Below are 17,828 nucleotides of genomic sequence, written 5' to 3'. Positions count from 1 at the left end.
TGGCATTCATCATTTTCCTGATGATCAAGCAGGTCAATCGGCTCAAGCGCGAGACGCCGGCTGCACCACCAACTCCCGTGGCCACGCCTGAAGATGTGGTGTTGTTGCGCGAGATCCGCGACAGCCTCAAGAGATGATGTCTCGGGCCTCCAGTGGGCGCCACTCGTCTCGACAAAACTTGCCGGGGATCCGAGCTTTTTGCTTCTCTCCCATTTGATAAAAGGTTGCGACTGGTGACGGAGGTATTGCCGCCGTTCGAGGTGCTACGTACCCGACGACCGGTGATTTCACTTGAGACGATCTAAGCCCTTGAGCGCGACCGTCTGCAACCAGTCTCTAGCAGTTATCCAGATAGGCGAGCCCGATCAGTGTTTACCGCACAGTTTGGTTTTCATGGCCGAGCAATCACAACATCCGACATGGGCCGCGCTACGCAGGGTAAGCAGTAGCCTTCGTCCTTTTCCTCGGGGCTCAGGCCGGGCCAGGGAATTTCGTAGCGCACCTGCCCCTGTAGCAAGCGAGCGATGCAGGTGCGACAAGTACCGTTGCGGCAGGACACCGGCCATGCAACGCCGGCGCGCGTCATCGAAGCGAACAAGCTGGTGTCGCTGTGGGCCGCAATGTCGGTCTCCCGTCCGTCAATCTGGAGCCGGAAGGTTTTCATGCGCGGCGAAAGCGTCTTGTCCCATCGCTCTTCTCAAGAAACGGAGCCTATCGACTGACGAAATCGTCCCCATCCAACGCAGGCGGCCGCAGCAAATCCTCATCAATCCCCATCACCGCACTCGCCCGCTCCACCGCTCGCCACAGCAGGGGCGGCATCTTCAGGATCTCGTCGGGGGTGTCGGCCTGGGCGATCCAGCTGCTGATCTGCTGGTGCTCGTCGGGCGTCAGCAGGGCCAGGTTCAGCATTTCGTCGATGGTTTTCATGGCGGCGTTGCCTCAGTGTTTGTCTCGCGTCAGCCGCTCGGCAAACGAGATGCCGATGGCCGAGAGCACGAAGGTGAAATGGATCACCGCCACCATGGTGACGACCTGGATGTTCTCCAGGGTCAGCTCGCCGCTGAGGTAGGTTTTGAGCGCGTGCACGCCCGAGATGGAAATGATGGCGAAGGCCAGCTTGAGCTTGAGGTTGTAGGTGTTGACGTGGTCGAGCCAGTCGGGCTTTTTCATCTCTTTGGAATCAAAGTGCCCGGTGGTCACGAACAGCGACACACCCGCCAGCGCCACCACCCAGACCAGCTGGGCGACCATGGTCATGTCCACCAGCTCCAGCACCTTGATGATGAGGTCGATCTTCTGCAGATCGTCAAACATCAGGGTGGTGAAGAGCTTGTAGGTTTCCAGCAAAAACTTGCCCAGGATGCCGAAGATGATGGCGACCAGCCCGACGTAGAAGAAGAGCATGGTGAAACGCATGCCGTACAGCAACGAACCAACGCTTGAGAGCAGCTTTTCCATGGGTTTTCGGTGTTCAGTGGATGTGAAAGGTGGTGAAACGCGGTCGCTCCGTCTCGCGGCCGGCGCTCACCCAACGCGGGATTTGAGTATCGCCGAGGCTTGCCGTGTCGGGCGTCATGGCCTTGGTTTCACCGCAGCCCGGCCTTGCGCAGCCGGTAGCTGAACTGCCGCAGCGTGAGCCCCAGGCTTTGCGCGGCGCGCGACTGGTTGCCCTGGTGCTGGTCGAGCGCCCGGCGCAGGTGTTCGGCGGTGTGGGAGTTGGCGCTCTGGTAGTCGCGCACCAGGGCGTCGGGCGCGGGGCCGGCCGCGGCGGGCGGCGCGCTGGTGCCCGGCCTGTCCAGGGCAGTCACCGCGCCGGGCGCGGGCGGTGACGACTCGGGCATGAAGCGCTCCAGCGCCACGGCGGTCACGCGGGTGTGGTCGGTCAGCAGCACCAGGCGTTCGATGAGGTTGCCCAGCTCGCGGATGTTGCCGGGCCAGTCGTGCGTTTCCAGCCGAGCCATGGCTTCTGGCGCCAGGTGCACGTTGCGCTCGTGGGCCTGGTTGGCGCGGTTCACAAAATGCAGGGCGAGCGCGCGGATGTCTTCGCGCCGCTCGCGCAGGCTGGGCAGGCGGATCGGGATCACGTTGAGCCGGTAGTACAGGTCTTGCCGGAACTGCCCGGCCTGCACGTCGCGCGCGAGGTCGCGGTTGGTGGCGGCCACCAGGCGCACGTTCACCTTCACCTCGCGCGTGCCGCCCAGGCGCACCAGCGTGCCTTCTTGCAGGGTGCGCAGCAGCTTGCTCTGCATGGCCAGCGGCAGCTCGCCGATCTCGTCCAGAAAGATGGTGCCGCCGTTGGCCTGCTCGAACCAGCCGGCGCGCGCGGTGTTGGCGCCGGTGAAGGCGCCGCGCTCGTAGCCGAACAGTTCGGACTCGAACAAGGTGTCGGGGATGGCGGAGCAGTTCACCTTGATGAAGGGCTGGTCGTGCCGGCCGCTGGCCAGGTGCACGGCGCGGGCAAACAGCTCCTTGCCGGTGCCCGACTCGCCCAGCAGCAGCACCGTGGCTTGCGACTGCGACACGCGCTCCAGCTCGCCCAGGGCCTGCAAGAGCGCGGGTGAGCGGCCAATGAGCCCGTAGCGCGCGGTGCTGGTGTCCAGCGCGCGGGCCAGGGCGGCGTTGCGCTCTTCGAGCTGGCGGGTTTCTTCGGCCACCAGCTGCTCCAGCTGGAGCAGCTGCCCGGCCAGCGTGGCCAAGATGCGCAGCAGCGCCAGGTCGTCGTTCAAATGGCGCTGGCGGCTGCGGATGCGGTGGCAGGCCAGCACGCCGATGGTGGCGCCGTTCACCTCGATGGGCAGCGCCAGAAAGGCCACGGTCTGCGGCGGCAGCTGGCTGCGCGGCACGCAGCGAAACAAAAACAGCGGCTCGGCCTCCACGTCCTGCACGATGGCGGGCAGGCCGGTCTGCAGCACCCGCCCGGTGATGCCTTCGCCCCAGCGGTACACGCCGCTGGCCACCTGCCCGGCGGTGAGGCCGTAGGCGTGGCGGATGGAGGCGGTGCGCTGGTCCCGGGTCTGGCCGCTGGTGGCGTCGTCGGCCAGCACCATGCGGCCCCGGTTCAGGCCGAGCAGCTCGCTCATGAGGTGCAGCATCTCGCGCAGCACAAACGCCGGCGCCAGGCTGCGGCCCACCAGCTTCATGACCTCGCGCATGAGCAGCAGCTCCTGGGCGTGCCAGTCGGTGTTGGTGTGGTCGGGGTCGGTGCGGTGGGGCATGGCTCAAGCGCAAGCAAGCATCGCGCCCGCGAGGCGGCCCTCACCCCGGCCCTCTCCCCAGGGTGAGAGGGAGAAAAACCGCCTGCTTTTCAGACTTGCGGCAGCAAGCGCCCGGCGATGGCAGCCGCGGCAGACCGCGTTTCCACGCCCAGTTTCTCGAACACATGCTCCAGGTGTTTGTTCACCGTGCGGTGGCTCATGCCCAGGATCTCGGCGATGTCGCGGTTGGTTTTGCCCTTGGCCAGCCACGAGAGCACCTCGGTCTCGCGCGGCGTGAGCGCGATGTCGCGCAGGCGCTGGGCGGTGGCGCTGTCGGGCGTGAGCGTGAGCAGCAGCATCGACTCGCCCAGATTGCCCTGGCCCATGTTGCGCGCGAGCAGCCGGCCGTGGCGCCCGAGGTCGAAGGTGCTGTTGTCGTGGTTCAGCGCGGTGCCGAGCCATTCGCTGGCCCGCTTGCTGGCGGCGGCGTCCACGCCGAAGGCCTGCGCGAGCCAGGCCGTGGCCTGCGGCGAGCGCCAGGCCATGCGGCCCTGCGTGTCCAGCACCACGGTGCCCATGCCGGCCACGTCCACCGCCTCCTGCGCCAGCCGCGTCACGCGCGCGTTGCGCACGTGCGTGGCCAGCCGCGCCATCACCTCCGGAATGCGCAGCGGCTTGACCACGTAGTCCACGCCGCCGCACGCAAAGCCGCGCAGGATCTGGTCGCTCTCGGAGAGGCCGGTCATGAAGACGATGGGCACGTGCGACCAGGCGGGCGTGGCCTTGAGGTGCTCGCACAACGCGAAGCCGTCCATGCCGGGCATCACCGCGTCGAGCAGCACCCCGTCGGGCACCGCCACTTCAAACCGTTCGAGCGCTTCTTCGGCGTCGCGCGCGGCGAGCACCACGTAGCCCTCGGCAACCAGCGCATCGCCGAGCATGCGCAAGGTGTCCACGGCGTCGTCCACCACCAGGATCACGGGTGGCGTGACCAACGGTGGTGTGGCCACTGGGTCAGGTGTTGATGTCATCTTCTTCCGTGAGCTCCGCGGTGTCCCTGAGGTATTCGATCAGGGTTTGAAAGTCGAACCGGTCCGCGCACGACTGCAGCAGCGCCAGCGTGGCGGCGTGGGCGGGCTCGGCGGTCTGCGCCTGCCACAGGCGCTGGCGCAGCGCGGCGGCCTGGCCCTGGCGCGCCAGCCGTTGCAGTTCTTCGCGCAGGTCTTCGGGCAGCGGCAGGCCCGTGACGCGGTGGCGCTCGAAGCTCACCGGCGTGGTGGCGGGCGCCTGTTCGGTCACCCATTCCAGCACCAGCGCGCGCTTGAGCGCGTCCAGCAGTTCCGACTCCACCATCGGCTTGGCCACAAAGCCCTGGCACGCCAGTTTGGTGAGTTCTTCCGGGCGGTTGTCAAAGAGGTTGGCCGAGACGAACACGATGGGCAGGGTGGCGGCCGGCCACAGCAGGCGCACCGCCGCGGCGGTCTGCCAGCCGTCCAGGCCGTCCATGGTGAGGTCGAGCAGCAGCAGGTCGGGCGGGTGGTGTTCGATGATCTCCAGGCACTCCTGGCCGCTGGCCGCTTCGCGCACCACGAACCCCAGCGGCACCAGGATGCTGGCCAGCAGCTGCCGGTGCAGCGGCTGGTCGTCCACCACCAGCAGGGTGCGCCGGGGCCCCAGGTAGCCGGTGACGGCGCGCAGGGTGGAGGGGATCGGCAGCGGGTGCAGCGGGTCCGACGCGATGGCCGGCAGGTACAGGCGCAGCGAGAAGGTGCTGCCGTGCCCGGGTCGGCTCTTGAGCGTGAGTTCGCCGCCCATCATGTCGGTGAGCAGGTGCGTGATGGTCAGGCCCAGGCCGGTGCCGGTGTCGCGCGCGCGGCGGCCGGCGCTGCCGCGCTCGAACGGCAGAAAGATGCGCGTCTGGTCTTGTGCCGCGATGCCGATGCCGGTGTCGATCACGTCGATGCGCGCCACCTGCTGACGAAAGTCGAGCCGGAGCACCACCTCGCCCTGGTCGGTGAAGCGCACCGCGTTGCTCAGCAGGTTGATCAGGATCTGGCGCAGGCGCTTCGCATCGGCCCGCACCCAGGCCGGCAGTTCGCCCTCTTGCTGCACGGCGAAGCGCAAGCCCTTGGCCTCGGCCTGCGGGCGCACCATGCGCTCCACGTCTTCGAGCAGCTGGCCCAGTGGCAAGGGCACCGGGTCGAGCTTCAGGCGGCCGGCCTCGATGCGTGCGAGGTCGAGCGAGCCGTCGATGAGCGCGTGCATGTGCTGGCCGCTGCGCTGCATGGTCGCGATGGTCTCGCGCACCCAGACCGAGATGTCGCTGTTCTTCAGCAGGATCTGCGCGTAGCCCAGGATGCTGGTGAGCGGTGTGCGCAGCTCGTGCGTCATGCCGGCCACGTAGCGCGTCTTGGCCTGGCTCGCGGCCTCGGCGCGGTCGCGCGCCGACTGCAGTTCGGCGTCGGTGCGCTGGTGGGCGTCGATCTCCTGCATCAGCAGCTGCGTCTGCCGCTCCGACTCGTCCTGCGCCATGCGGCGGCTGTCGGTGGTGAGCACCACCCACCACGAGCACACCGCCGCGAACAGCACCAAAAAAGCGTAGATCTTGAGAAACGGCGCGTGCAGCACCGCGCCCGGCATGTGCAGGCTCTCCTGCACATAGACCATGCCGATCAGGAACGCCATGACGGCGCTGATGGTGAGCCAGACCACCAGAAACTGGCCCGCGCGAAAGTTCACCCGCACCGCCATGCCCTTGGGCAACACGGCCACCAGCAGCGCACGCAACTGGTCGGTGGCGCGCGCGTTGGTCTTGCAGCGGTCGTGGCAGCGCGATTCCAGCGAGCAGCACAGCGAGCAGATGGGCGCGCTGTAGGCCGGGCAGCTGGCCATGTCCTCGCTTTCAAACTGGTTCTCGCACACCGCGCAGCGCACGACCTCGCCCGGCTTCCATTCCTTGGAGGGCGTGCGCGCCAGGTAGTAGCGGCCCCGGGTGGCCCAGGCGATCAGCGGCGAGAGCACCAGCGCCAGGCCCAGCGCGATGAAGGGCGAAAACGCCGCCGCCACCTCACCCATCACGCCCGCATAGGCCAGGCTGGCCACGATGGCCGCGATGATCATCGAGCCCATGCCCACCGGGTTGAAGTCGTAGAGGTAGGCGCGGCGGAACTCGATGCCCTTGGGGCTCAGGCCCAGCGGCTTGTTGATGATGAGGTCGGCCACCAGCGCGCCCACCCAGGCAATCGCCACGTTGCTGTACACCCCCAGCACCTTCTCGATGCCGGCGAACACGCCCAGCAGCATGAGCAGGGTGGCGATCGCCACGTTGAACACCAGCCAGACCACGCGGCCCGGGTGGCTGTGCGTCACGCGCGCAAAGAAGTTGGACCACGCCAGCGAGCCTGCGTAGGCGTTGGTCACGTTGATCTTGATCTGCGCCAGGATCACGAACACCACCGTCATGGCCACCGCCAGACCCGGGTGCCCCACGGCCTCGGTGAAGCCGGCGAGGAACATCTGGGTGGGCTCGGTGGTGCGCTCGGGCGCCACCTCGAACTGCATGGCCGCGAACGCGAGGAAGGCGCCGCCGGCCATCTTGAGCATGCCCATCACGATCCAGCCCGGCCCCGGAATCAGCACCGCGGCCCACCACCGCCAGTGGTTCTGCCGCGTGCGCTCGGGCATGAAGCGCAGAAAGTCGACCTGCTCGCCGATCTGCACCACCAGCGAAAAGATCACCGCCGCCGCCGCGCCGAACATCAGCGGCTGGAACTCGTTGCTGCCCGAGCGGATGCCGGTGAGGCTGGAGAAGTCGCGGTAGAGCTGGGGCTGCGAAATCGCGATCCACACGAACGGCAGGAACAGCAGGAACATGTAGAGCGGCTGCGTCCAGGCCTGCAGCTTCGAGATGAGCGTGATGCCGCGGATCACGAGCGGGATGATCACCACCGCCGAAATCAGGTAGCACCACGGCAGCGGCCAGTCGGTCGCCATCTGCAGCGCCAGCGCCATGATCACCGCCTCGATCGCGAAGAAGATGAAGGTGAACACCGCGTAGATCAGCGAGGTGATGGTCGAGCCCAGGTAGCCGAAGCCCGCGCCCCGGGTGAGCAGGTCCATGTCGAGCCCGTAGCGCGCGGCGTAGTAGGCAATGGGCAGGCTGGTGAAAAAGATCACCAGCCCCACCACCAGGATCGCCCACATCGCATTGCCGAAGCCGTAGTTCACCGCGATCGCACCGCCAATGGCCTCCAGCGCCAGGAACGACAGCGAGCCAAACGCCGTGTTGGCCACCCGCCATTCGCTCCATTTGCGAAACGCGCGCGGCGTGTAGCGCAGGGCGTAGTCCTCCATGGTCTCGTCGGCCACCCACGAGTTGTATTCCCGGCGGAACCGGAAGATTTTCTGCGTGGCAACGGGCGTTGCTGGGTCGGGCGGGGGCATGCCTTGCACGCTAGCAAGAACCGTCCCCATCCACCAGACGGACCCCCTACGTTATTTGACGTATGGGCGCCATACGGTGCTGTCCCTAGTCTTCACCCCAGTCGGCACACCGCCGGTTTCACTGTCCCAACCGTCCCAGGAGTCCACCCATGAAGCACCTCACCGACCCGAACGCCGTCTCACTTGAAACCCCGGAAGCCAGCCGCCGCCGCGTGCTGCAGATGCTGGGTGCCGCCGGCCTGGCGGGCCTGCCCACCTGGAGCTTCGGCCAGCCCACGGCGCAGGTGAACACCACCAAGCTCGCGGTGACCGACACCGAAGTCACCGTTGGTCAGTTGCACTCGTCCACCGGCACCATGGCGATTTCCGAGACCGGCTCCATCCAGGCCGAGCAGCTCGCCATCGACGAGATCAACGCGATGGGCGGCATCCTGGGTCGCAAGATCAAGGTGATCAAGGAAGACGGCGCCTCCGACTGGCCCACCTTCGCCGAGAAGTCGAAGAAGCTGCTGATCAACGACCGCTGCGCCGCCGTGTTCGGCTGCTGGACCAGCGCCTCGCGCAAGGCCGTGCTGCCGGTGTTCGAGAAGGAGAACGGCCTGCTGTACTACCCGACCTTCTACGAAGGCCTGGAGCAGAGCAAGAACGTGTTCTACACCGGCCAGGAAGCCACCCAGCAGATCCTGTACGGCCTGGACTGGACCTCGAAGGAGAAGAAGGCCAAGACCTTCTTCCTGATCGGCTCCGACTACATCTGGCCGCGCACCTCGATGAAGATCGCGCGCAAGCACATCGAGAACTTCCAGAAGGGCAAGGTCGTCGGCGAGGAGTACTACCCGCTGGGCAGCACCAACTTCGGTTCGCTGATGAACAAGATCAAGCTGCAGAAGCCCGACTGCATCTTCGCCGCCGTGGTCGGTGGCTCCAACGTGGCCTTCTACAAGGCGCTCAAGGCCGCCGGCATCACCGGCGACAAGCAGTTGCTGGTGACGCTGTCGGTGACCGAAGACGAGATGACCGGCGTGGGCGGTGAAAACTTCCAGGGCTTCTACTCGTCGATGAAGTACTTCCAGTCGCTGGACAACGAGAACAACAAGAAGTTCGTCGCTGCGTTCAAGGCCAAGTACGGCAAGGACTCGGTGATCGGCGACGTGACCCAGGCCGGCTACCTCGGCCCCTGGTTGTGGAAGGCCGCGGTCGAGAAGGCCAAGAGCTTCGACGTGGACAAGGTGGTGGCCGCTTCGCGCACCGGCATCGAGCTCAAGACCGCACCCGAGGGTTACGTGCGGCTCGACCCGAACCACCACCTGTGGAGCAAGTCGCGCATCGCGATGGGCATGCCGGACGCGACCTTCAAGGTGGTCGCCGAGTCACCGGACCTGATCAAACCCGATCCGTTCCCCAAAGGCTATCAATAAGCCCACCCCCGCCGCGGCGCGTGTGCGCCGCGGCGTGTCCCATTTCCCTTGGAGATCGCCATGAGTTTCAACGACCTGCTCAACATCGGCCTGATGCAGGGCTTCGCCGGCCTGAGCCTGTTTGCCGTGCTGCTGCTCATGGGGCTGGGCCTGGCCATCATCTTCGGGCAGATGGGCGTGATCAACATGGCGCACGGTGAGTTCATGACCATCGGCGCCTACACCATCTACCTCGGCTCCACCCTGGCCAACTCCATCAGCCCGGGTGCGGTCGCCGCCTACTTTCCGTTCGCCATCGTGGCCGCCTTCCTGTTCGCGTTCGCGGCCGGCTGGTTCATCGAATGGGCGCTGATCCGCCACCTCTACAAACGTCCGCTCGACACGCTGCTTGCCACCTGGGGCATCAGCCTGGCCATGCAGCAGAGCTTTCGCACCTTCATTGGCCCTAAAGAAGTGAGCCCCACGCTGCCCGACTGGCTGCTGGGCTCCTGGGCGCCGGCCGAGGGCCTGGACATTCCCATCAACGGCATGTTCGTGCTGGGCCTCACGGCGGTGGTGACAGGCGGCATCTTGCTGGCCATGCACCGAAGCCGCTGGGGCCTGCGGGTGCGCGCCACGGTGAGCAACCGCGTGATGGCCAACGCCACCGGCATCGACACCAGGAAGACCGACCGCCTCACCTTTGCCATCGGCTGCGGCATCGCGGGCATCGCGGGTGCGGCCTTCACCACCATCGGCTCCACCGGCCCCACCTCCGGCTCGCTCTACATCGTCGACGCCTTCCTCGTCGTCACCTTCGGCGGCGCGGCCAGCCTGCTGGGCACCGTGGTCTCGGCCTTCGGCATCGCCCAGACGCAGTCCATCACCGAGTTCTTCATGGCCGGCTCCATGGCCAAGATGCTCACGCTCTCGTTGATCGTGGTGATCCTGATGGTCCGACCACAAGGCCTGTTCGCATCCAAAGTGCGTCGTTGAATTTTTTGACTCCCGGAGCACGTTCATGAACGCCTTGAAAGCCTGGATCTCCCGCTACCAGCTCGCCAGCCTGGTGCTGCTCACCGTGCTGCTGGCGGTGGTGCTGCCGCTCACGCTGGACATCTTCCGCCTCAACCTCGTGGGCAAGTACCTCACCTACGCGTTTGTGGCCATCGGCCTGGTGATGCTGTGGGGCTACGGCGGCGTGCTCAGCCTGGGCCAGGGCGTGTTCTTCGGCCTCGGCGGCTACGCCATGGCCATGTTCCTGAAGCTCGAAGCCTCCGACCCCGAGACCACCAAGATCCAGTCCACCCCCGGCATTCCGGACTTCATGGACTGGAACCAGATCACCGAACTGCCGGCGTTCTGGGTGCCGTTCAAGAGCCTGCCGTTCACGCTGGCCGCCGTCATCGTGGTGCCCACGCTGCTGGCCTGGATCGTGAGCTTCGCCATGTTCAAGCGGCGGGTGGGCGGTGTGTATTTCGCCATCATCACGCAGGCGGTGGCGCTGATCCTCACCGTGCTCATCATCGGCCAGCAGGGCTACACCGGCGGCGTGAACGGCATGACCGACCTGAAGACCGTGCTGGGCTGGGACACGCGCACCGACACGGCCAAGTACATCCTCTACTACGTGTGTGTGGGCATGCTGGTGCTGTCCATGGTGGTCTGCCGCTGGATCCAGACCAGCAAGCTCGGCACGCTGCTCCTGGCCATGCGCGACAAGGAAGACCGCGTGCGCTTCTCAGGCTACGACGTGGCCGACTTCCGCATCTTCGTGTTCTGCCTGGCGGCGGCGCTCTCGGGCATTGGCGGCGCGCTCTTCACGCTGCAGGTGGGTTTCATGTCGCCGAGCTTCGTGGGCATCGTGCCCTCCATTGAAATGGTGATCTACGCCGCCGTGGGCGGGCGCATGAGCCTGGTGGGGGCGGTCTACGGCACGCTGCTGGTCAACGCCGGCAAGACCTTCTTCTCAGAGAGCTTCCCCGACCTCTGGCTGTTCCTGATGGCGGGGCTGTTCATCGGCGTGGTGATGGCCTTCCCCATGGGTCTGGCCGGTGTCTGGGAAAGCAAGGTCGTGCCGTGGTGGAGAGGCCGCCAGTCGGCCCTGCGCGAAGCCTCGGCTGCGCGGCCGCAGCCCCCTTCACCACCGCCCCACGCGCCCATGAAGTCCACCGCACCCACCGACGCCAAGTTGCCCGACGGCACCAGCGGCCAGAGCGTCTGAGGAACACAAGATGAGCAACACCGACTTCGCCCTCGCCGTGGAAGACCTCACCGTCTCCTTCGACGGCTTCAAGGCCATCGACGCCCTGACGCTCTACATCGACAAGAACGAGCTGCGCGTGATCATCGGCCCCAACGGCGCGGGCAAGACCACGCTGCTGGACCTGATCTGCGGCAAGACCAAGGCCAGCGCCGGCAGCATCAAGTTCAAGAACGAAGAAATCATCCAGGTGCCCGAGCACAAGCGCGTGCGCCTAGGCATCGGCCGCAAGTTCCAGACGCCCTCGATCTACGAAAACCTCTCGGTGTTCCAGAACCTGGAGGTGTCTTACCCCTCGGGCCGTTCGGTCTGGGGCGCATTGGCCTTCACCGCCACCGACGCCATCCAGGCGCGCGTGCAGACCGTGGCCGAAGACATTGGCCTGGGCGACAAGCTCGACACCGAGGCCGGCCTGCTCTCCCACGGACAGAAGCAGTGGCTGGAGATCGGCATGTTGCTGATGCAGGAGCCTGAGCTCCTGATGCTGGACGAGCCCATTGCCGGCATGAGCGCGCGCGAGCGCGACCTCACCGCCGAGCTGCTGCAGCGCATCTGCCAGAACCGCGCCGTGATCGTGATCGAACACGACATGGATTTCGTCAAGAAGATCGCCCACAAGGTCACGGTGATGCACCAGGGAAAGATCCTGGCCGAGGGGCCGATGGAGCAAGTCCAGGCCGATCCCAAAGTCATCGATGTCTATCTGGGTCACTGAAGGAACCACCATGCTGAAAGTCAAGGACCTCATCGTCGCTTACGGCCAGAGCCAGGCGCTGCACGGCATCTCGTTCGAGACGCGCGAAAACGAGTGCGTGGCCATCATGGGCCGCAACGGCATGGGCAAGACCACGCTGTTCAAGAGCCTCATGGGCATCCTGCCCGCGAAGGCCGGCCACATCGCGGTGGCGGGCCAGGACGTGACGCACGACGAGAGCTTTCGCCGCGTGGCCAAGGGCATCGCCTACGTGCCGCAGGGCCGCATGATTTTCCCCACGCTCACGGTGGAGGAGAACATCCAGACCGGGCTGGAGAACGCGAAAGACAAAACCATTCCGCCGGAGATCTTTGCGCTGTTCCCGGTGCTGTGGGACATGCGCCGGCGCAAGGGCGGCAACCTCTCGGGTGGGCAGCAACAGCAGCTCGCCATTGCGCGCGCGCTGGTCACCGACCCCAAGGTGCTGCTGCTCGACGAGCCCACCGAAGGCATCCAGCCTTCGATCATCAAAGACATCGCCAAGGCGCTCAACGAGATCCGCAAGATGCGCAAGATCACCATCGTGGTCTCCGAGCAGGTGCTCTCGTTCGCCATGGATGTGGCCGACCGGTTGTTCGTGATTGAAGGTGGCCGTCTCGTGCACGAGACCGCGCGCAGCGACACCGACCTGCAGCACATCAAGTCCTACCTCTCCGTCTGATCCCTTTCCCCCTTCCACAACAAGGAGCACCGCCATGGCCGAAACCCTCATCAAGGTCGACCTCACCAAGTCGCCGCTGGAGAACGAGAACATCCACAACCGCTGGCACCCGGACATTCCCATGGCCTGCTGGGTCAAGCCGGGTGACGAGTTCATCCTGGAGACCTTCGACTGGACCGGCGGTTTCATCAAGAACAACGACAGCGCCGACGACGTGCGCGACATCGACCTGACCACGGTGCACTACCTGTCGGGCCCGGTGGGCGTGAAGGGCGCCGAGCCCGGCGACCTGTTGGTGGTGGACCTGCTCGACATCGGCGCCAAGCCCGACAGCCTGTGGGGCTTCAACGGCTTCTTCAGCAAGAAGAACGGCGGCGGCTTCCTGACCGACCACTTCCCGCAGGCGCAGAAGTCGATCTGGGACTTCAAGGGCATGTTCACCAGCTCGCGTCACGTGCCCGGCGTCAATTTCGCCGGCCTGATCCACCCGGGGCTGATCGGCTGCCTGCCCGACAAGCCGATGCTGGACCTGTGGAACAAGCGCGAGGGCGACTTCATCGCCACCGACCCGAACCGGGTGCCGCCTTTGGCGGTTCCCCCGTCGTCGGGGACGGCCCACATGGGCAAGATGACCGGTGACGCCCGGGCGAAGGCTGCCGCCGAGGGCGCGCGCACCGTGCCGCCGCGCGAGCACGGCGGCAACTGCGACATCAAGGACCTGTCGCGCGGCTCGAAGATCTACTTCCCGGTCTACGTGGACGGCGCCGGCCTCAGCGTGGGCGACCTGCACTTCAGCCAGGGCGACGGCGAGATCACCTTCTGCGGCGCGATCGAGATGGCCGGCTGGGTGCACATGAAGGTGAGCCTGATCAAGGGCGGCATGGCCAAGTACGGCATCAAGAACCCGATCTTCAAGCCCAGCCCGATCACGCCCACCTACAACGACTACATCATCTTCGAAGGCATCAGCGTCGACGAGAGCGGCAAGCAGTACTACCTGGACGTGAACGTGGCCTACCGCCAGGCCTGCCTCAACGCCATCGAGTACCTCAAGAAGTTCGGCTACTCGGGCGCGCAGGCGTATTCGATTCTCGGTACCGCACCGGTGCAGGGCCACATCAGCGGCGTGGTCGACGTGCCCAACGCCTGCGCCACGCTGTGGCTGCCCACGCAGATCTTCGACTTCGACATCAACCCGAACGCGGCGGGTCCGATCAAGCACCTGTACGGTTCGGTGGTCATGCCCTTGTCGCCGGACCTCTGAAGCCCGCCATGCCGACCTACGACTACGACTGTCCGTCGTGCGGTGGCTTCGATGCGTTTCGCCCCTTGAGCGAACGCAACGAGCCCGCCGCCTGCCCGGATTGCGCCACCGCTTCACCGCGCGTGTTCGTCACCGCGCCGCGCCTGGCGCTCATGAACAGCGGCACCCGCAACGCCATGGGCGTCAACGAACGCGCGCGGCACGAGCCCAAGCACTCGGGCGAGTACGCGCGCCTGAAACACCCGGCCGGCTGCGGTTGCTGCAGCACCAGCCGCAACAAGGCCACGGTGACCGCACCCAACGGTGCCAAGGCCTTCCCGAGCAAGCGCCCCTGGATGATTTCTCATTGAAGGAACCCGAGCCATGATGCACGGCGACATTTCAAGCAGCAAGGACACGGTCGGTGTGGCCGTGGTCAATTACAAGATGCCGAGGCTGCACACCAAGGCCGAGGTGCTGGACAACGCGCGCAAGATCGCCGACATGGTGGTGGGCATGAAGTCGGGCCTGCCCGGCATGGACCTGGTGATCTTTCCGGAGTACAGCACGCACGGGATCATGTACGACTCGAAAGAGATGTACGACACCGCGGCCACCGTGCCGGGCGCCGAGACCGAGATCTTTGCCGAGGCCTGCCGCAAGGCCAAGGTGTGGGGCGTGTTCTCGCTCACCGGCGAGCAGCACGAGGAGCACCCGAACAAGGCGCCGTACAACACGCTGATCCTGATGAACGACCAGGGCGAGATCGTGCAGAAGTACCGCAAGATCATGCCGTGGGTGCCGATCGAAGGCTGGTACCCGGGCAACTGCACCTATGTGAGCGAAGGCCCCAAGGGACTGAAGATCAGCCTGATCATTTGTGACGATGGCAACTACCCCGAGATCTGGCGCGACTGCGCCATGAAGGGCGCCGAGCTCATCGTGCGCTGCCAAGGCTACATGTACCCCGCGAAGGACCAGCAGGTGCTCATGGCCAAGGCCATGGCCTGGGCCAACAACACCTACGTGGCGGTGGCCAACGCCTCGGGCTTTGACGGCGTGTACAGCTACTTCGGCCACAGCGCCATCGTCGGGTTTGACGGCCGCACGCTCGGCGAATGCGGCGAGGAGGACTACGGCGTGCAATACGCCGCGCTCTCCACCAGCCTGATCCGCGATTTCCGCAAGAACGCGCAGAGCGAGAACCACCTGTTCAAGCTGCTGCACCGCGGCTACACCGGCATGATCAATTCGCGCGAGGGCGACAAGGGCGTGGCCGCCTGCCCCTACGACTTCTACGCGCGCTGGGTCAACGACCCCGAGGGCACTCAGAAAGCGGTGGAGGCCATCACGCGGCCGATGGTGGGCACCGAGGAATGCCCGATCGAGGGCATACCGAACCCGTCCACCGTGGGCCACCGCTGAGGTCCGCTGGTGGCGCTTGATCCACTGGCCGACTGGCGCATCACCCGGGAGCCGTTCTACCAGGCGGTGGGCCACGAGATCGCAGCCTTCGAGGCCGCGCGCAGCGCCCGCCTGCCGCTGTTGCTCAAGGGCCCCACCGGCTGCGGCAAGACGCGTTTCGTGGAGCACATGGCGTGGCGCCTGCAGCTGCCCCTGATCACCGTGGCTTGCCACGAGGATCTGAGCGCAGGCGACCTCGCCGGACGCTGGTTGCTCGACGCACAGGGCACGCACTGGATGGACGGCCCTTTGGCCCAGGCCGTGCGCCACGGCGGCCTGTGTTACCTCGACGAGTTCATGGAGGCGCGTGCCGACACCACCGTGTTGTTGCACCCGCTGGCGGACACGCGGCGTGTGCTCTCGCTGGAGCGCCACGGTGAGCTGCTGCGCGCCCACCCGGACTTCCAGCTCGTCGTGAGCTACAACCCCGGTTACCAGGGCCTGCACCGGGAGATGAAACCTTCCACGCGCCAGCGCTTCGTGGCGCTGGGTTTCGATTACCCCGATCCCCCGGTCGAGGCCGGCATCGTGCAGCGAGAGGGCCAGGCCGCGCCCGGGCTGGCCGCGCAGCTGGTGCAGCTCGCCATCCGCACCCGGCGCCTGCGCGACGAGGGCCTGGAGGAGGGCGCCTCCACCCGCATGCTGGTGCACGCCGCGCTGCTGGCGCACGCCGGCCTCTCGCCGATGGAGGCCGCCTTGCAGGCCATCGCCGAGCCGCTGTCCGATGACCCCGAGCTGGGCGCTGCCCTGCGCGCGCTCGTGCGCGCGAGCTTCTGACGCTGTGGACGCCGCGGGCCAGGTTCGTCGTGTGGCGCGGGCCCTGTGGGGTCGAACCGTGCAGACCACCGTGCAGGTGGGCGAGCCCCGCGACGATGCCCGCAGCGTGCTCACGCTCGATGCCTTGACCGACCCCGTGTTCCACCTGCCCGCCGGTGTGGGCCCGCAAGGCGATCTGCCGTTGGCCATGGCGGCGCACGTGGCCGCCCACCTGCGCTTTGGCGGCAATCCTCAGGCGCGCAGCGGCCTCAAACCGGTGCAGCAGGTGTTGCTGGCTGTGCTGGAAGATGCCCGAGTGGAGTGGCTGGCGATGCAGGCGCTGCCGGGGCTGCGAGCCGTGTGGTGGCCGTTTCACGCGGACGCCGCGGCGCTGCAAGGTGCCGGCTTCGAGGCCTTGCTCGCGCGCCTCTCGGCCCAGCTGCTCGACCCTGCGCACGAAGACCCGCACGCCTGGGTGGCGCGGGTGCGGCGCATGTTCTTCGAGCCCGACGGGCGCTCGCTCGCGTTGAAGACACCCGCACAGGTGCGCGAGGCCGCCTCCCTGCTGGGCAACGACATCGGTCAGATGCGCCTGCCCTTCAACGCCCGCACCTACAGCGTTCACGCGCGCTACCGCGACGACAACAGCCACCTCTGGATCCCCGACGATGCGCTGCCGCCGTCCGACGTGCCATTGCAGGCCGATGCCGCGCCGCCCACCGACGAGGCGTCCAGCGCATCGCCCCAGCCCATGCCCACCGAGCCTGATGCGGTGCACGCCGAGTGGGACCACCGCATCGGCCGCTACCGGCCACGCTGGTGCAGCGTGTACGGCGGCGCACCGCCCGCAGGGCCGCCCGCCTGGGCGCCCGGCGCGTTGGCGTCGGGTGAGCGGCGGCTCGCGCGGCGTCTGGCGGGCATCGGTGGTGCCTTGCGGCGCAGCGGTGCCCGCGCCGTCGACGGCGATGAATTGCACCCCGCCGCGCTGGTGGACAGCGCGCTCGACCTGCGCAGCCTGCGAACGCCCGACCCGCGCATTCACCGCCGCTCCTGGCGCCCGATGCCACCGCTGGCCGTGCTGTTGCTGCTGGATGCATCGGCGTCCACCGAAGGGAGTGGCGGTGGTGAGGTGCTGGCCCGCATCCAGCGCACGGCTGCCACCGCCTCGCTCGCGCTGCAGCGGCTGGGGCACCGCTGTGGCCTCTGGGCGTTCTCCAGCCAGGGCCGCCACCGTATTGACATGCCCTGTCTGCAACACTGGGACGAGGCCCTGCCTGCCATGGGTCGGCTGCGTGGCGCAGGATCCACCCGCATGGGTGCGGCCCTGCGCCACGCGCTGCACCTGAGCGCGCAAGACGCGCGCGATCACCCAGGCTGGCGGCGCGTGGTGGTGCTGTTGACCGACGGTGAGCCGCACGACGTGGATGTGCACGACCCGGCCTACCTGCCGGCCGACCTGCGGCGCGCTGCGCATGAAGCTGCCGTCCAGGGCGTGGCGGTGCGTGCACTGGTGTTCGGTGCGGGTGAGTCCAGCGCGCTGGCATCCGTCTTGGGCCGCAGTAGCGTGCGCCACGGCCGTGCATTGGCCGAGATAACCCCGGCTTTGGCGCGTTTGCTGGCGCTCCCGGGCTGAGCAAAGGGCTAAAATCG

General features: G+C 66.6%; 16 protein-coding genes and 1 pseudogene. 11 read left to right on the top strand and 6 right to left on the bottom strand.

Annotation, left to right across the window (positions count from 1 at the left end; genetic code table 11):
* Nucleotides 1–137, top strand: a pseudogene (gene mscL, locus Q1W68_RS14890) (large conductance mechanosensitive channel protein MscL); the annotation flags it as partial.
* Between the two features lie 254 nt (nt 138–391).
* On the opposite strand, the gene Q1W68_RS14885 reads toward mscL, so the two are convergent.
* The 6 genes from Q1W68_RS14885 to Q1W68_RS14860 form a co-directional block, all read right to left on the bottom strand.
* Complete coding sequence (locus Q1W68_RS14885) at nt 392–664, bottom strand: 2Fe-2S iron-sulfur cluster binding domain-containing protein (RefSeq protein ID WP_300651449.1); 273 nt, start codon at nt 662–664, stop codon at nt 392–394.
* 47 nt (nt 665–711) lie between these two features.
* The gene (locus tag Q1W68_RS14880; RefSeq protein ID WP_291519642.1) at nt 712–930 is read right to left on the bottom strand and encodes a hypothetical protein; all 219 of its coding nucleotides are present in this window, start codon (nt 928–930) and stop codon (nt 712–714) included.
* Between the two features lie 12 nt (nt 931–942).
* The gene (locus Q1W68_RS14875) at nt 943–1,461 is read right to left on the bottom strand and encodes a YqhA family protein (RefSeq protein WP_291519643.1); all 519 of its coding nucleotides are present in this window, start codon (nt 1,459–1,461) and stop codon (nt 943–945) included.
* A gap of 128 nt (nt 1,462–1,589) precedes the next feature.
* Nucleotides 1,590–3,218: a sigma 54-interacting transcriptional regulator gene (locus Q1W68_RS14870; RefSeq protein WP_300651446.1), complete on the bottom strand. Its 1,629-nt coding sequence runs from the start codon at nt 3,216–3,218 to the stop codon at nt 1,590–1,592.
* 89 nt (nt 3,219–3,307) lie between these two features.
* Nucleotides 3,308–4,228 (bottom strand): DNA-binding response regulator, encoded by a 921-nt coding sequence (locus tag Q1W68_RS14865; protein WP_300651440.1) that lies wholly within the window; start codon nt 4,226–4,228, stop codon nt 3,308–3,310.
* The gene (locus tag Q1W68_RS14860; protein WP_300651438.1) at nt 4,212–7,640 is read right to left on the bottom strand and encodes an ATP-binding protein; all 3,429 of its coding nucleotides are present in this window, start codon (nt 7,638–7,640) and stop codon (nt 4,212–4,214) included. Before Q1W68_RS14860 ends, Q1W68_RS14865 begins: the two co-directional genes overlap by 17 nt.
* Nucleotides 7,641–7,789: 149 nt before the next feature.
* Here Q1W68_RS14860 and urtA point away from each other — a divergent pair, with 149 nt between their 5' ends.
* The 10 genes from urtA to Q1W68_RS14810 are packed head-to-tail and all read left to right on the top strand — an operon-like array spanning nt 7,790 to nt 17,811.
* Nucleotides 7,790–9,058, top strand: coding sequence for an urea ABC transporter substrate-binding protein (urtA, locus tag Q1W68_RS14855; RefSeq protein WP_300717016.1), 1,269 nt, complete (start codon nt 7,790–7,792; stop codon nt 9,056–9,058).
* Nucleotides 9,059–9,118: 60 nt separating this feature from the next.
* On the top strand, nt 9,119–10,033 hold the full coding sequence (gene urtB / locus Q1W68_RS14850) for an urea ABC transporter permease subunit UrtB (RefSeq protein ID WP_300717015.1): 915 nt from the start codon (nt 9,119–9,121) through the stop codon (nt 10,031–10,033).
* A 25-nt stretch (nt 10,034–10,058) separates the two neighbouring features.
* Complete coding sequence (gene urtC, locus Q1W68_RS14845) at nt 10,059–11,261, top strand: urea ABC transporter permease subunit UrtC (RefSeq protein ID WP_300717014.1); 1,203 nt, start codon at nt 10,059–10,061, stop codon at nt 11,259–11,261.
* 10 nt (nt 11,262–11,271) lie between these two features.
* A complete protein-coding gene (urtD, locus tag Q1W68_RS14840) occupies nt 11,272–12,015 on the top strand; it encodes an urea ABC transporter ATP-binding protein UrtD (protein ID WP_300651427.1) in 744 nt (247 codons plus the stop codon).
* Nucleotides 12,016–12,025: 10 nt separating this feature from the next.
* Nucleotides 12,026–12,715 (top strand): urea ABC transporter ATP-binding subunit UrtE, encoded by a 690-nt coding sequence (gene urtE, locus Q1W68_RS14835; protein WP_300651425.1) that lies wholly within the window; start codon nt 12,026–12,028, stop codon nt 12,713–12,715.
* 34 nt (nt 12,716–12,749) lie between these two features.
* Nucleotides 12,750–13,979, top strand: a complete 1,230-nt coding sequence (gene fmdA / locus Q1W68_RS14830) for a formamidase (protein ID WP_300717013.1) — start codon at nt 12,750–12,752, stop codon at nt 13,977–13,979.
* 8 nt (nt 13,980–13,987) lie between these two features.
* Nucleotides 13,988–14,329 (top strand): zinc ribbon domain-containing protein, encoded by a 342-nt coding sequence (locus tag Q1W68_RS14825; RefSeq protein WP_300651421.1) that lies wholly within the window; start codon nt 13,988–13,990, stop codon nt 14,327–14,329.
* Between the two features lie 13 nt (nt 14,330–14,342).
* Complete coding sequence (locus tag Q1W68_RS14820) at nt 14,343–15,383, top strand: aliphatic amidase (protein WP_300717012.1); 1,041 nt, start codon at nt 14,343–14,345, stop codon at nt 15,381–15,383.
* Nucleotides 15,384–15,392: 9 nt separating this feature from the next.
* On the top strand, nt 15,393–16,199 hold the full coding sequence (locus Q1W68_RS14815) for a CbbQ/NirQ/NorQ/GpvN family protein (protein WP_300717011.1): 807 nt from the start codon (nt 15,393–15,395) through the stop codon (nt 16,197–16,199).
* Nucleotides 16,200–16,257: 58 nt separating this feature from the next.
* Entirely contained in the window at nt 16,258–17,811 is a 1,554-nt protein-coding gene (locus Q1W68_RS14810) for a vWA domain-containing protein (protein ID WP_300659432.1), read from the top strand.
* Nucleotides 17,812–17,828: the final 17 nt, after the last annotated feature.

This window comes from Hydrogenophaga sp., from assembly GCF_030158645.1.
Classification (GTDB): Bacteria; Pseudomonadota; Gammaproteobacteria; order Burkholderiales; family Burkholderiaceae_C; genus Hydrogenophaga.
Note: the sequence above shows the minus strand (reverse complement) of the source record. Positions and strands in the feature narration are given on the sequence as shown.

Bases quoted from the DNA above. Each gene is read 5' to 3' on its own strand.
- Q1W68_RS14875 (WP_291519643.1), bottom strand. From the start codon at position 1,461: ATGGAAAAGCTGCTCTCAAGCGTTGGTTCGTTGCTGTACGGCATGCGT.
- urtC (WP_300717014.1), top strand. From the start codon at position 10,059: ATGAACGCCTTGAAAGCCTGGATCTCCCGCTACCAGCTCGCCAGCCTG.
- urtE (WP_300651425.1), top strand. From the start codon at position 12,026: ATGCTGAAAGTCAAGGACCTCATCGTCGCTTACGGCCAGAGCCAGGCG.
- fmdA (WP_300717013.1), top strand. From the start codon at position 12,750: ATGGCCGAAACCCTCATCAAGGTCGACCTCACCAAGTCGCCGCTGGAG.
- Q1W68_RS14865 (WP_300651440.1), bottom strand. From the start codon at position 4,228: ATGACATCAACACCTGACCCAGTGGCCACACCACCGTTGGTCACGCCA.
- Q1W68_RS14825 (WP_300651421.1), top strand. From the start codon at position 13,988: ATGCCGACCTACGACTACGACTGTCCGTCGTGCGGTGGCTTCGATGCG.
- urtD (WP_300651427.1), top strand. From the start codon at position 11,272: ATGAGCAACACCGACTTCGCCCTCGCCGTGGAAGACCTCACCGTCTCC.
- Q1W68_RS14870 (WP_300651446.1), bottom strand. From the start codon at position 3,218: ATGCCCCACCGCACCGACCCCGACCACACCAACACCGACTGGCACGCC.
- urtA (WP_300717016.1), top strand. From the start codon at position 7,790: ATGAAGCACCTCACCGACCCGAACGCCGTCTCACTTGAAACCCCGGAA.
- Q1W68_RS14880 (WP_291519642.1), bottom strand. From the start codon at position 930: ATGAAAACCATCGACGAAATGCTGAACCTGGCCCTGCTGACGCCCGAC.
- Q1W68_RS14860 (WP_300651438.1), bottom strand. From the start codon at position 7,640: ATGCCCCCGCCCGACCCAGCAACGCCCGTTGCCACGCAGAAAATCTTC.
- Q1W68_RS14885 (WP_300651449.1), bottom strand. From the start codon at position 664: ATGAAAACCTTCCGGCTCCAGATTGACGGACGGGAGACCGACATTGCG.
- urtB (WP_300717015.1), top strand. From the start codon at position 9,119: ATGAGTTTCAACGACCTGCTCAACATCGGCCTGATGCAGGGCTTCGCC.
- Q1W68_RS14820 (WP_300717012.1), top strand. From the start codon at position 14,343: ATGATGCACGGCGACATTTCAAGCAGCAAGGACACGGTCGGTGTGGCC.